The 12,195-nt window shown below is 61.0% G+C and carries 13 protein-coding genes; 4 read left to right on the top strand and 9 right to left on the bottom strand.

Annotated features, from left to right (window positions below; all coding sequences use genetic code 11):
• Positions 1-50 precede the first annotated feature (50 nt).
• Positions 51-650 (bottom strand): YdeI/OmpD-associated family protein, encoded by a 600-nt coding sequence (locus GA830_RS00795; RefSeq protein ID WP_195163266.1) that lies wholly within the window; start codon positions 648-650, stop codon positions 51-53.
• A gap of 135 nt (positions 651-785) precedes the next feature.
• Between GA830_RS00795 and GA830_RS00790 the strand changes: the two genes are divergently transcribed.
• Positions 786-1,184, top strand: a complete 399-nt coding sequence (locus GA830_RS00790) for a YkvA family protein (RefSeq protein ID WP_195163265.1) — start codon at positions 786-788, stop codon at positions 1,182-1,184.
• An 18-nt stretch (positions 1,185-1,202) separates the two neighbouring features.
• On the opposite strand, the gene GA830_RS00785 is transcribed toward GA830_RS00790, so the two are convergent.
• Both GA830_RS00785 and GA830_RS00780 read right to left on the bottom strand, forming a co-directional pair.
• Positions 1,203-2,057: a class I SAM-dependent methyltransferase gene (locus GA830_RS00785; protein WP_195163264.1), complete on the bottom strand. Its 855-nt coding sequence runs from the start codon at positions 2,055-2,057 to the stop codon at positions 1,203-1,205.
• Positions 2,058-2,068: 11 nt separating this feature from the next.
• On the bottom strand, positions 2,069-2,470 hold the full coding sequence (locus tag GA830_RS00780) for a cupin domain-containing protein (RefSeq protein WP_195163263.1): 402 nt from the start codon (positions 2,468-2,470) through the stop codon (positions 2,069-2,071).
• Positions 2,471-2,606: 136 nt separating this feature from the next.
• Between GA830_RS00780 and GA830_RS00775 the strand changes: the two genes are divergently transcribed.
• Positions 2,607-3,491, top strand: a complete 885-nt coding sequence (locus GA830_RS00775; RefSeq protein WP_195163262.1) for a LysR family transcriptional regulator — start codon at positions 2,607-2,609, stop codon at positions 3,489-3,491.
• A 53-nt stretch (positions 3,492-3,544) separates the two neighbouring features.
• Here GA830_RS00775 and GA830_RS00770 read toward each other — a convergent pair whose 3' ends face one another.
• The 3 genes from GA830_RS00770 to GA830_RS00760 all read right to left on the bottom strand — a co-directional run bounded on the left by GA830_RS00770 (position 3,545) and on the right by GA830_RS00760 (position 8,028).
• Positions 3,545-5,902 (bottom strand): 5'-nucleotidase C-terminal domain-containing protein, encoded by a 2,358-nt coding sequence (locus tag GA830_RS00770; protein WP_195163261.1) that lies wholly within the window; start codon positions 5,900-5,902, stop codon positions 3,545-3,547.
• A gap of 199 nt (positions 5,903-6,101) precedes the next feature.
• Positions 6,102-6,497 carry a hypothetical protein gene (locus GA830_RS00765; RefSeq protein ID WP_195163260.1) on the bottom strand — a complete coding sequence of 132 codons (396 nt, stop codon included), beginning with the start codon at positions 6,495-6,497 and terminating at the stop codon, positions 6,102-6,104.
• An 85-nt stretch (positions 6,498-6,582) separates the two neighbouring features.
• On the bottom strand, positions 6,583-8,028 hold the full coding sequence (locus tag GA830_RS00760) for a homospermidine synthase (protein ID WP_195163259.1): 1,446 nt from the start codon (positions 8,026-8,028) through the stop codon (positions 6,583-6,585).
• Positions 8,029-8,306: 278 nt separating this feature from the next.
• On the opposite strand from GA830_RS00760, the gene GA830_RS00755 reads away from it, so the two are divergent.
• Together GA830_RS00755 and GA830_RS00750 are read left to right on the top strand one after the other, a co-directional pair.
• Positions 8,307-8,678, top strand: coding sequence for a VOC family protein (locus GA830_RS00755; RefSeq protein WP_195163258.1), 372 nt, complete (start codon positions 8,307-8,309; stop codon positions 8,676-8,678).
• 35 nt (positions 8,679-8,713) lie between these two features.
• Positions 8,714-9,334 (top strand): YdeI/OmpD-associated family protein, encoded by a 621-nt coding sequence (locus GA830_RS00750; protein ID WP_195163257.1) that lies wholly within the window; start codon positions 8,714-8,716, stop codon positions 9,332-9,334.
• Positions 9,335-9,404: 70 nt separating this feature from the next.
• Here the strand turns inward: GA830_RS00750 and GA830_RS00745 are convergent, their stop codons facing one another.
• The 3 genes from GA830_RS00745 to GA830_RS00735 form a co-directional block, all read right to left on the bottom strand.
• Positions 9,405-10,268: a heme-dependent oxidative N-demethylase family protein gene (locus GA830_RS00745; RefSeq protein WP_195163256.1), complete on the bottom strand. Its 864-nt coding sequence runs from the start codon at positions 10,266-10,268 to the stop codon at positions 9,405-9,407.
• 85 nt (positions 10,269-10,353) lie between these two features.
• The gene (locus tag GA830_RS00740; protein ID WP_195163255.1) at positions 10,354-11,022 is read right to left on the bottom strand and encodes an aminotransferase class IV family protein; all 669 of its coding nucleotides are present in this window, start codon (positions 11,020-11,022) and stop codon (positions 10,354-10,356) included.
• Positions 10,968-12,137, bottom strand: a complete 1,170-nt coding sequence (locus GA830_RS00735) for an aminodeoxychorismate synthase component I (RefSeq protein WP_195163254.1) — start codon at positions 12,135-12,137, stop codon at positions 10,968-10,970. Before GA830_RS00735 ends, GA830_RS00740 begins: the two co-directional genes overlap by 55 nt.
• Positions 12,138-12,195 lie beyond the last annotated feature (58 nt).

The following is a 12,195-nucleotide window of genomic DNA, read 5'->3' as shown; positions in this document are numbered from 1 at the left end:
GGCGCGATTGCAAATGCAGCGTGTGGCCGCAGGGGAGCGTGGCGAGAGAATTACGTCATCTTTTGCGGGTGGATCGTGTCGCCGCGCTTCAGCATTTCGACAAAGGTGGCGATCTTCTTCCTGCGGCCTGCCTCAGTTTTCAGATGGCCGATCTGGAATGCCAGCGCGAAGCGGTTTTGGGCGTTCAGCTTATCGAAGGTAGCGCGTGCTTGCGGCACGGCGTCGATAGCGGACTGCAACTCGGGCGGGATTTTCATCTCCTTGCTGCCGGCATAGGCGTTGTCCCAGCGGCCATCAGCTTGGGCGGCCTCCACATGGCGCAGGCCATGTTCGGTCATGCGGCCTTCTTCGATGAGGCGCGCCACATGAGCGACATTCACCTTGCTCCAAATGCTTTTTTTGCCCCGCGGGGTCAGGCGCTGGAGGAAGCTGTCCTTGTCGAAGCTTTTGCGGATGGCGTCGATCCAGCCCCAGCACAGAGCCACATCGACGGCATCTGCCCAATCGATGGAGACGAGGCCCGATGCCTTTTTGTGCATTTTGATCCAGATTTCCGGCTCGCCTGCATGGTTCTGGCGCAGCCAGTCCTCAAACGATCGGGCATCCTCGAATACGTGCACCCTGTCGGAGTTGACGGTAAAAGGAGCCATAGAATGTCTCGCGCCGAAATCTTGGTGACACTATCGTGGCGATGCGGCTTTCGTACAGTCCGCATGGATTTCATCCTGACAGGCTGTGCGCTATGAAACTCCGATGGTTCGCGGGCCTTGCAAACGGGTGGCGGTGTGACAATTTTTTCGACGCTTAAAACATGGGCGAAAACCATAAAGCGCGACGTCGTTGCCCTCTGGATCGCTGCACGCGATCCGCGCGTGCCGTGGTATGCGAAAGTCGTGGCAGGTGCAGTGGCGGCCTATGCGCTCAGCCCGATAGACCTGATACCCGATTTCATACCCGTGCTTGGATATGTCGACGATATTATCATCGTGCCGCTGGGTATTGTATTGGCTGTAAAACTCGTCCCGGTCGCGTTGATGGTAGATTTTCGAGCTGAGGCAGTGCGAAGGCAAGCGCGCCCTACGAGTCGCGTTGGCCTCGTGTTCATCGCCGCAACCTGGGTGGTAGCCGCTGTCTGGATCGTCTGGTTTTTCTGGCCCGTGCGGGGTATCCGGCCTTTCCCCTGATCCGCCTTGGTCCATCGGCTATGACGCTTTACGGCCCGCCGTTAAAAGCAGTTCGTTTGGTCCCTCCCAGCCGTCCGCCGTCTGGAACACCGTCAGGCGTTCCTCCATCTCGTTCCAGCCTGCCGCCTGTGCTGCAGGGGAAAGCCTCGCTAACAGTGCCACGATGGGGCCCCCGCCGGCGCGCACGAAGTCGAGGTAGTGCCGGGCTGAGGGCAGGCGAAAGGGCGCCGCAACGGCGGTGGTTGCCACTTCAGCAAAGTCTGCCGAACGAAACAAAGTGTCGAGATGACCGGGGCGCCCAAGGCTCAGAAGGCCCCCGGGCTGAAACGGATCTCGTGGTGGCAGGCCAGCATGTTTGAGCGCCGTCTGCATCAGGATCACCACGCAGGGGTTCTCAGCGGGACCCGCGAACACCATGGTGCACACGCCGCCACCGGGTTTCAGCACGCGCGCCATTTCCGCCAGTCCGCGTGCCGGATCGGGAAAGAACATGAGGCCAAGCCTGCATACCGCAGCGTCGAACTGGGTATCTTCCACTGCCAGTGCCTGCCCGTCGCAGACCCTGGTTTCGACAGTGGGGTGGCCTTCAGACGTTGCACGTTCTGCGGCGAAGCGCAGGATATCGCCCGAGATGTCGGTTGCCAGGACGTGTCCTTGGCTCCCCACACGGGCGGCAATATCCATGGTTTGGTCGCCGGCACCGGCAGCGATGTCGATAACCCGGCTGCCGGGGTTAATGCCTGCCATCGAGATCATCGCGGCGGTTACCTCTGCCAGCCAGGGGCGGATGACGGCGGCGCTGTCGTGCCAGCCCTTTGCGACCCGATCCCAGTCGGTGGCAGCGGTGGGTGTGGAGCGCGGCGTTTCGGTCATCAGGACTATTCCTATTTCATTGCGTCAAGGAAAGGCTCTGCCGGCTTGCTGAGGTAGAATATCACCACGCGGGTTTCGCCGTCAGTGCGATTGTAGCCGATCATTTCGGAATCGGCCGGCTCAACCATTGCTTCGCCGGCCTTCACGATGACAGGTTGCTCCCCCTTCACTTCGAGCGTGAATGCGCCTTCCAGGACGTAGACAGTGACTGGATATCGATGCGTGTGGGGAACCGTGCGGTCGCCGGGCTTGAAGGTTGCCGTCAATACGCGCACCGATTGGGCTGAGCCGGAGGGCATGCCGGCAACAGGTTGCTCAATGACGAGAGTGGGTTTGGCGAAACCGCCTTCACCTGCGGAAGCCGGTGTGAGGGCCATGGCAGACAGCAGGCATGCCGCAAAAGCGCTGCGCATTTTTATTCTCCATTATTGGACGTTTTACCCGAAGTGGCCGGTCGGCTGTTCAAGGCATGACGCACTCTAGGCAATGTGCCGAATGCGCGGGAGCCGCAGGATTGCCACGAGGGGCCGCAAACATGCATGATGGTGCATGTTCGATTGGGACGACCTCAAATATCTGCTTGCTCTGGCGCGTAACGGCAGCACCATCGCTGCGGCCAAGGCGCTGGGGGTCAATCAGTCAACGGTTCAGCGGCGCGTGGCCGAATTCGAACGAAAAATCGGTCGGCCGGCCACTGTGCGCAGTGCAGGGGGCTACCGGCTCAACGAGTTCGGACACAGCCTCCTCGTCGATGCCGAGAGGGTGGAAGCGTCGGTGCTGGACTTGGAACGGCATATCGCAGACCGGTCCAACGACATAAGCGGCGTCATTCGGCTCACTTGTCCCGAACCCATCGTCTTTCGCATGACGGCGTTCATCGAGCGGTTTCACGCGCGCTATCCGGGGCTGCGCGTCGAGTTTGTCACCAGTGACCGCTACCTCGACCTGAGCAAGGGCGACGCTGACGTTGCCTTCCGCTCGGGCGATACGGACGAAGAACTGGTCGGTCGTAAGGTCGCGGATTCGCTTTGGGCGGTTTATGCCAGCCGCGCCTACATTGAAGCGCATGGGCAGCCGGCAGAGATCGGCGACCTTGTGCGGCATCCGTTAGTCGCATTTGACGAAACGCTTTCGGCCCACCGTGCGCTGCAATGGCTTTCGATAGTGGCACCCGGCGCGCGGATGGCGGCGCGCAACAACAGCGTGCTTGGGCTGGTCTATTCGGTGAGATCAGGCATTGGCATAGGCCCGCTGCCAACGGCTATTGGCGATGCCGAGGCGGATCTGGTGCGCGTTCTCGGCCCCATCCCCGAACTGGCGCGCGCGTGGCGACTACTTGCCCATCCGGATGTGCGCCGCACCCCGCGCGTCTCGGCGTTCTTTGATTTCGTCGCGAACGAGAAAGAGGCGCTAAAGGCAATCCTGACAGGGTAAGGTGACGGCCTTCCCGTTTGTCGTCGGGAAGGCCGAGTTCACGCATTGGTGCGTTATTGTGCCGGAAGCTTCAGCGTGCCGCCAACTGGCAGGTGATGCGGTCCAAACTTTGGATTGGCGCGGGCAATGCGCTTCCATTTCGAGCCGCTGCCATAGGTCTTTTCGGCAATATCCCAAAGCGTATCGCCGCTGGCGATCACATGCTCGCTGGGGTTCATAGCCTTGGCAGGCTCAGCTTCTGCCGGTGAGGCTGCAGCTTCTGCCGGCTTGGCGGGCTCGGCTGTCGGGGCAGCAGCTTCTGCCGGTATGGCGGGTTCGGCTGCCATGGCCGGTGCGGCGTCGACCTTGGGCGCTGAATTGGCGATATCGCTCGATGCAGCGGGCATGTCGGGCAGCGTGATTGCAGGTTCTGCCGCCATTGGTGCAGGTTCGGCAGGCTTTGCGGGCTCTACGGCTGCGGCAGCCGGTTCAGCCGGCTTGGCGGGCTCGGCGGCTGCCGGTTCGGCAGCGGGTGCTACAGCTTCTGCTGGTTTGGCGGGCTCGGCTGCCATGGCCGGTGCGGCGTCGACCTTGGGCGCTGAATTGGCGATATCGCTCGATGCAGCGGGCATGTCGGGCAGCGTGATTGCAGGTTCTGCCGCCATGGGCGCCGGTTCGGCAGGCTTTGCCGGCTCGGCTGTAGCCGGTGCCGGTTCAGCAGGCTTTGCGGGCTCTGCCGGTGCTGCTTCCGCGGGCTTTGCGGGCTCTACGGCAGCGGCAGCCGGTTCAGCCGGCTTGGCGGGGTCGGCGGCAGCGACCACTTCGGTGATGCGACCTTCAACCTTCGGCATATAGGGGCGGTTGGCGGCGAGATAATCGGCAACCACCTGCTCCAGTCCGGGGCCGAAATCATAGGCGTTCTTGGCATTGTCGGCGAAGAGTTTGTAGCCATCACCGCCACCTCTGACGAAATTGTTGGTGGCCACCACATAATCCTTGGCCGGGTCAATCGGCTTCCATGCGCCAGCATCCATCACTTCGACACCGGAGACGCGGCCTGCATTGGGAGCGACGGATTTGTCGAGCGTGAATTTGAGGCCGGAAACCTGAGGGAACTTGCCTTTGCCTTCTTCGATCGCGCTGACGCCGGCTTCAAGCGAAGTCACAATATCCTTGCCCGAAATCTGGAAGGTGGCGAGCGTGTTCTGGAAGGGCAGCACGGTCAGCACTTCGCCCATGGTGATGACGCCCTTGTCGATGGAGGCACGGATGCCGCCGCCGTTCTGCACGGCAATCGTCACGCCCTGGTCCTTCACGCGGTCGACCATCGCGTCAGCGATGAGGTTGCCCATGGCGCATTCCTGCGCGCGGCAGGTATCGCGGCTACCGTCGATCATATCTGCGGCTTCCGATACCTCCTTGGTTTTCAGTTCCTCGATTGGCGCGCCAAGTTCCTTGATGCGTGCCAGCACGGCTTCGTCGGGCACGACCGAATTGTCGAGAAAGATCGGGTCGCCCGAGGCTTCCTTGACCACGCCATTGTCATCAAACACAACCTTGAAGGCGCCGAGATATTTCGAATAGGAGGCGGCCTGGGTCACCGGAACCTTGTAGCCGTCCGGATTGTCGATCATCGTGGGGTAGGGGCCTTCGGCCTTGTCGTCGGTATTCGACAGGAGCGAGTGCGAGTGGCCGCCCACCACCACATCGATGCCGGGGATCCTGGCGATCATTTCCTTGTCGCGCGGATAGCCGACATGGGTCAGCGCGATGATCTTGTTGACGCCTTCGGCCCTCAGTTTTTCAACTTCGGCGGTGATCGTCTTGATGTCCTCGCTGACAGTAATGTTGGGGCCGGGTGATGCCAGTTCCGGCGTATCGTTGGTGACCGCGCCGATGATGCCGATCTTCTGGCCACCCAGTTCCACCACGATGGATGGCTTGATGCGGTCGCCTACCTTCGAGGCCGCGCTCGCTGCCACATTGGCCGATAGGACCGGAAACTTGACCACGTCGAGGAACGGCACCAGCGCGTCCTCGCCATCGTCGAATTCGTGGTTGCCGACGGTCATCGCGTCGAATTTCATCAGGTTCAGGAACTCTGCTTCCACTGCACCCTTGTAGGTGGAGTAGAAAAGCGACCCCTGAAAATTGTCGCCGCCGTTCAGCAACAGCACGTTTGCGTCTTTCAGCTTGTCGCGCTCGGCTGCAATGGCGGTCACCAGGCGTGCGGCACCGCCGATGCACTCGCCCTTGCCTTCCTCCTCGGCCGAACAGGTCGATTCATACTTGTTGTTGCTCTCAATGCGGCTGTGCCAGTCATTGATGTGCAGGATGTTCAATGTGTAGTCAGCAAAGGACGGTGCCACCGACAGCGCTGAAGACAGTGCAAGGGCCGATACCGTCACGGCAGCGCGTGTGAACTTTTTCATGCTTGATCTCCCGATTGATGCCACCGGTGGCGTTTACCGCCACTCATTGTCAGTTTTGTTGCAACAGCGGCACTAAATGCAAGGCGCGGTTGTTTATCCCCCGGCATGTTCCCATCGGGATATACGCGATGCAAGCGGAATGTGTCGCTCAAACCTGATGTTCAGAAGGGGGTGCGGCCCGTGCGACGGGCCACACCGGTCAAGCGCCGGCAGTTTTGCGCCGGTTCAAGACAAATGTCTGGCCGCCCGATGAGGTGCAGTTGAGCTGGTCAGCGGTGGCGATTGCGCAAGTCACATTCGTCGTGGTCTGGCGGATCAACGATATCACGGTGATATCAACGGCGCGCTCATTGGCCATGCGGTAGTTACCATCGGCCAGCTTGTTGCCGGTATCGGTCGCTACGGTTTCGAAGGCCCCGCCGGAAAAGCGCGAGATGGCGACGCCGTCGCTGCTCATCCACTCGCCTTCGACGCTGACTGCCCTGGACATGACGCGACCGCTGCCGCCACCATCAGGACCGCTGCTCATGCAGCCGGCCAGAAGCGCGGTGGCTACGATTGAGCTTGCCGCAATCATTGTGCGTGCTGTTGCCATCACCTTGTTCCTCTTCTCATTCCGCACCCGTTCAATCGCCCCATTTGGTCATGAACGCAAGGGGTGCAACCCCTTGCACCATGCGTCATCGGACCAGGATGTTGCGGAATTGCCACGGGTCGCGGGTGTCCAGATCCTCTTTAAACAGGCCCGGACGGCCCTCAAGCGGTGTCCAATCTGTGTAGTATCCCTTGACCGTTCCGAGATAAGGCGTCTGCACCTCAAGGCAACGGGCAAAATCCACCTCGTCGGCTTCCACAATGCCGGCTTCCGGATTTTCGAGTGCCCATACCATGCCAGCCAGAACGGCAGATGTGACCTGAAGGCCAGTTGCGTTCTGATAGGGGGCAAGCTTGCGAGCCTCTGCCAGGGAAAGCTGCGAGCCGAACCAGTAAGCGTTTTTCTCGTGGCCATAGAGCAGTACGCCAAGTTCATCCACGCCATCCACCAATTCGTCTTCTTCCAGAACGTGCAGCACGGGCTGGGCTTTGCCGGCGGCGCCGAACATCTCGTTCATGGACAGGATGGCGTCATTGCAGGGATGGTAGGCGTAGTGGCAGGTCGGGCGGTAGGAAACTTCGCCCTTCTTGTTCGTTACCGAGAAGAAATCGGCAATCGAGATCGCCTCGTTATGGGTGACCAGCAAGCCATATTGCGGCCCAGGTGTCGGGCACCAGCTGCGCACGCGCGTGTTGCCACCTGGCTGTTCCAGGAAGATGGCTGCCTTTGAACCGTGCTTCTGTTTCTGGGCGTTTTTGGGCATCCACTTTTCATGGGTGCCCCAGCCCAGTTCGGCGGGCTGCAAGCCTTCGGAAATGAAACCTTCCACCGACCAGGTGTTCCAGAACACGTTCAGCGGCTTTGGCTTTGCGGCGCGCTGGGTGTCGCGTTCGGCAATGTGGATGCCTTTCACGCCGGTCTTTTTCATCAGCTTGGCCCAGGCCTCGCGATCATCGACGGCAGGAATTTTGAATTTTATGTCGAGGTCGTTGGCGAGGTTTACCAATGCCTGTTTGACAAACCAGGATACCATGCCCGGATTTGCCCCGCAGGTGGAGACAGCAGTTGTGCCGCCGGGGCTCTTGGCCTTTTCTTCCAGCAGTGTTTCGCGCAGCGCATAATTGGTGCGCGCAGCATTGTCGGCCTTGGCATCGAAGTAGAAGCCGAGCCATGGCTCGATCACGGTATCAATATAGAGCACGCCCATGTCGCGGCACATGCGCATCAGGTCCACCGAGCCGGTATCAACAGAAAGGTTGACGCAGAAACCTTGTCCGCCGCCCTTGGTGAGCAGGGGCTTCAACAGCTTTTTGTAGTTCTTGGCCGTCACCGCTTCCTGCACGAAGTTGACGCCGCGCTCAGCGACCTGCTTGCCGGCTTCTTCGCGTGGGTCGATGATGGTCATCCGATCCCGGTCAAATTTGAAATGGCGCTCGATGAGCGGCAGTGTGCCGCGTCCAATTGAGCCGAAACCGATCATCACCACTGGGCCGGTGATTTCACCGTATACGGGCCATTTTTCATTTGCCATTTTCGGGGGCACTCCTTTTGCTGTTGATCCTGGGTCGTCCGGGAATTTTAACGCGAAAGTTCCAACGCGCTCATGACGCAAAGGATGCGCATTGGCCTTTTCGCAAAACAACCGGGCACAGATGCCCGGTCATTTCAGCCTGACCATACATCCTTGTGACAATAAAGCGAATCCGTATACCGGTGCTGTGGCATCCTGACGAGCCGCTCCTCACCGCTGTCGCCTTGCGTGGCGTGTTACGATCAAGCCGCGGCTGAGGCGCAACCTGGAGGGACGAGATGGCAGTGAAACGCATAGTGGCCAACATCGCGGCCGAGGACCCTGCAGCGGCGACCGCGTTTTACGGCGACGTGCTGGGGCTCGAAATCGTCATGGATCACGGCTGGATCAAGACCTTCGCGGCTGCACCCGTTGAGACCGCACCGCAAATCAGCATCGCCAGCGAAGGGGGCTCGGGCACGCCAGTCCCCGACCTGTCGATTGAGGTCGACGATTTCGCCGATGTCCTTGCCCGCGCCAGGGCGGCGGGGCACGCCATAGAATACGGGCCAGTGCAGGAGGCCTGGGGCGTTCTCCGCTTCTATGTGCGTGATCCTTTCGGTCGCCTCGTCAACGTGCTGACCCACAGCGCCGTTGAACCCGACCGCTGACGCCCATTCTGCGAGGCCTGAACATGACGCATGCTATGATCACCGACATCGAGGATTTCTTCGCCGAGGGGTGCGGGCGCTGCGCCCGGTTTCAGACGCCGGACTGCTCGGCGATGCTGTGGGCCTCCGGTCTGGCGGAGCTCAGGCGCATCTGCCTCGATGCCGGGCTGGTCGAGACCGTCAAATGGGGCCATCCCTGCTACATGCATGCGGGCCGCAACATCGCGATCATCGGCGCGATGCGCGGCGATTTCCGGCTTACCTTCTTCAATTCCGCGCTGCTGAAGAACCCGGAAGGCGTGCTTGAGAAACAGGGCCCCAACACGCGCCATCCCGACATGATTTCATTCAGCGATAGTAGCGGGCCGGCGGGCATGGAAAGGGTCATCTCTGCCTATCTCAGGGAAGCGATGGGCTATGCAGAGGCGGGCATCAGGCCGGTCAAGGAGCTGTCCGAATTCGAGCTTCCCGAGGAACTGGTGGAAGCGCTCGATGCCGACCCAGAAATGGCCGAGGCGTTCCACGCGCTCACGCCCGGGCGGCAGCGCAGCTATGCGATCGTGCTGGGATCGGCCAAGACGGCGGCCACACGGATCGCCCGCATCACCAAGCTGCGCGACAAGGTTTTGGCCGGCAAAGGGGCGAATGAGTACTGAGTGGGCCGGCCGAGCGCCACGGGGCGAACCTTCCACGCGAGCGGAGCGCCAGCCGAGTGCGCTTGCCTCACTAAGCAGCCAGCCCCGCCAAATGCATTACCAACCGGTCGCGGTCGGCGGTGAGGCCCTTATAGTCGAGTTGGGCGATGTCGAGTGCCGTCAGCTGGGCGGCGAAGCCTGAGGCGATGTTTTGCCGATCTGGATGGCGAGCAAGAAGATCGAGCGGGTCGAGATAGATGCGGATGGTGAAGAGAATGTCTCCCGATGCGGGAAGCTTGCGCAGTGTTTGGCGCTCGACACGGATGAAGGCTGCGGCAAAATTGTCGCCGGCAAAGAGGTCGGGGCGTTCTGCTGCGCGCTGGATGCGCTGGCGGCCCGAAAGCGGATGATAGAGCGCATCGCCCGCCTGCAGCGACCAGTTCCAGCGCAGGACGGGCTGGTGCAACCTGTCGAACATGCGCGCAATGAGTTCGTCCATGCGGGTGCCCTGACCGAAACCCGGAACAGGTTGATGGATTTCATGCAGCGGACGTCCAAACTTTTCGGTGAGCGACCATGACGAGGGAAAGCACAGCGAGCCGGCCGCCAGCCGCCAGCCATTTTCTCCGCGCCGCATGAGGATAAGATCTTCCTGTACCATGAGGGATGCGACGGCGAGGGGCGCCTCTGCAAGGTTGGGCGGAAGGATATCGGATTGCCGGTTTTCGGCGATGCCGGGATGGGCCGCGAGAAGATCAAGCACCTCCTGCTGCGCGGCACGGGTGGCAAACTCTTCGACAAAAACCTTGTCAGGGATGTCGCGATAAAGACGCAGCTTTTCAGCGCGGTAGGCATCAAAATGCCGGTCCGGCTCGATCCATTCTTTCAGGTCAAGCGGCAGAAGACCGATGGTGAATGGCTTCGACGAGCCATCATAGGGCGTGTGGACAGGCACGTTGGTGCAGGCTCGCGTTCACCTCCAAGCTAGCCAGTTCGGGTTGCCGGGGCAAGGCGAGGCGCGTGGGCCAGTAGCCCGCCGCTTAGGCCATCCGCGCCGGGATCAGGCCACGTAGCGCGTTGCCGACATGGAGTGTTTTGGCGCTGGCGAGAGTGTCCGGGGTCAGCACCGCTTCGCGTGCCTGCCCGGATGCCAGAAGTTCGGCGCGCAGGATGCCGGCGAGAAGGCCGCAGGACAATGGCGGGGTGGCCAATATGCCGTCGCCCATGTCAGCAAACAGGGTGGTGATGGTGCCTTCGCACAGGTCGCCGTGCTCGTTGAGCAGGAGAACCTCGTCTGCCTCCTCGCCGGTAAATTCGGCACGGGCGGCCGCATAGGCGTCGCGGCGGCTGGTTTTGTGGCGCAGCAGTGGATCGGCCGAATCGAGCTGTGCCCGGGTGGCGATGCGCAGGGTCCAGATTGTTTCGGGAGCCACGGGTGCGAATGGTTGCGCGGTGATCTCTGCCAGACCGTCGCGGCTTAAAAAGAGGCGCATACGCAGGGCGCTCGTCGCATGAAGTGTTGCCGCTTCCAGCGCCTGCTGCACCTGTTGCAGATTGCAGGGGATGCCCAGTTCCCGCGCCGATAGCTCCAGCCGCGCCAGATGCCGGTCGAGGCGCTGGAAACCACCATCGGGTTCATAGCGCAGTGTCTCGATCAGGCCGAATGGGCCGGAACCGTCCCCGTCGCGAAGCGGGCCTTGAGAAGACATTCCTGATATTCCTCCTCGGCAGTGGAATCGAATACCAGCCCGCCGCCGACATTGTAGACTGCTTCGCCTTCGGGAAAGAGCGTGATGGTGCGGATGGCGACGGAAAAGCGCATCGGGCCCTCGGGCGCTATCCAGCCAATGGCCCCGCAATAGGCGTCGCGGGGTTGGGTTTCCAGCCCGCGCAGGATTTCCATGGCGCGGATTTTTGGCGCGCCGGTGATCGAGCCGCAGGGAAAGAGTGCTGCAAGAATGGTGCGGATGGTGAGATCGGGCAACAGTTTTGCGCGCACGCGGCTGACCATCTGGTGGACTGTCGGGTAGGTCTCGATGCGGAAAAGTTCTGGCACATCCAGCGTGCCCACCTCAGAAATGAGCGAGATGTCGTTGCGCAGAAGATCAACGATCATGCGGTTTTCGGCCTGGTTTTTCGGATCGTTGCGCAGCGTTTCGCGCAGTGTCTCATCCTCCTGCGGGGTGTCGCCACGCCGCATGGTCCCTTTCATCGGATGGGTTTCGATCCAGCCTTGACGATCAATCTCGAAGAAGAGTTCGGGCGAGCGTGACAGGATGATTGGTCCGCCAAGATCGACCAGCGCACCATATTTCACCGGCTGGCGTGCGGTCAGCGCGTTGAAGGCGTCCAGCGGTGTGCCAGACCATTCGGTCTCAATGCCAAAGGTCAGGTTTGCCTGATAGCAATCCCCCTCGCGCAGATGGCGGTGCACACGCTCGAAGCGTGGGCGGTAATCATCATAGTTCCAAGTAGCGCGCGCGTTGAAAATCGGGCCGTTGCTGTTGGCGTGCCCGGCATCAGGAGCGACAGCGCGTTGCAACGGTGCCTCAAAAATGCCGAGGCACATCAACGGCACGCGGCGCTCTGATTGCGCGGGCAGCAGGGGGGCAAGCTTGGGCTCAAGCACATAGCCCGCTTCATAGGCAATGGTTCCGGCCAGCCATTTGCCGGCACGGCGCGCGGCCTGCGCCTTTACAAGTGCTGCCTCAAATTCCAGCGCATTGGTGGGCGCTAAAATTTCAAGGGGCTTTGTAAACAGCGTTTCGTGCCCGCCCGGATCATCGCGGAAGAGGACGAATGGGCCGGTTGGCGAGGCGGACATGGAAGACCTGAGCGCGAGTGGTTGTTGCGCCACGAAACACGTTGATCGGGTTAGTGGC

The sequence above is a fragment of the Mesorhizobium sp. NBSH29 genome (genome assembly GCF_015500055.1).
Classification (GTDB): domain Bacteria; phylum Pseudomonadota; class Alphaproteobacteria; order Rhizobiales; family Rhizobiaceae; genus Neomesorhizobium.
Note: the sequence above shows the minus strand (reverse complement) of the source record. Positions and strands in the feature narration are given on the sequence as shown.

What these genes read in the sequence shown, in the direction of transcription:
- GA830_RS00795 (WP_195163266.1), bottom strand. Translation starts at nt 650, where the DNA reads ATGGCTCCTTTTACCGTCAACTCCGACAGGGTGCACGTATTCGAGGAT.
- GA830_RS00785 (WP_195163264.1), bottom strand. Translation starts at nt 2,057, where the DNA reads ATGACCGAAACGCCGCGCTCCACACCCACCGCTGCCACCGACTGGGAT.
- GA830_RS00780 (WP_195163263.1), bottom strand. Translation starts at nt 2,470, where the DNA reads ATGCGCAGCGCTTTTGCGGCATGCCTGCTGTCTGCCATGGCCCTCACA.
- GA830_RS00775 (WP_195163262.1), top strand. Translation starts at nt 2,607, where the DNA reads ATGTTCGATTGGGACGACCTCAAATATCTGCTTGCTCTGGCGCGTAAC.
- GA830_RS00770 (WP_195163261.1), bottom strand. Translation starts at nt 5,902, where the DNA reads ATGAAAAAGTTCACACGCGCTGCCGTGACGGTATCGGCCCTTGCACTG.
- GA830_RS00765 (WP_195163260.1), bottom strand. Translation starts at nt 6,497, where the DNA reads ATGGCAACAGCACGCACAATGATTGCGGCAAGCTCAATCGTAGCCACC.
- GA830_RS00760 (WP_195163259.1), bottom strand. Translation starts at nt 8,028, where the DNA reads ATGGCAAATGAAAAATGGCCCGTATACGGTGAAATCACCGGCCCAGTG.
- GA830_RS00755 (WP_195163258.1), top strand. Translation starts at nt 8,307, where the DNA reads ATGGCAGTGAAACGCATAGTGGCCAACATCGCGGCCGAGGACCCTGCA.
- GA830_RS00750 (WP_195163257.1), top strand. Translation starts at nt 8,714, where the DNA reads ATGATCACCGACATCGAGGATTTCTTCGCCGAGGGGTGCGGGCGCTGC.
- GA830_RS00740 (WP_195163255.1), bottom strand. Translation starts at nt 11,022, where the DNA reads ATGTCTTCTCAAGGCCCGCTTCGCGACGGGGACGGTTCCGGCCCATTC.
- GA830_RS00735 (WP_195163254.1), bottom strand. Translation starts at nt 12,137, where the DNA reads ATGTCCGCCTCGCCAACCGGCCCATTCGTCCTCTTCCGCGATGATCCG.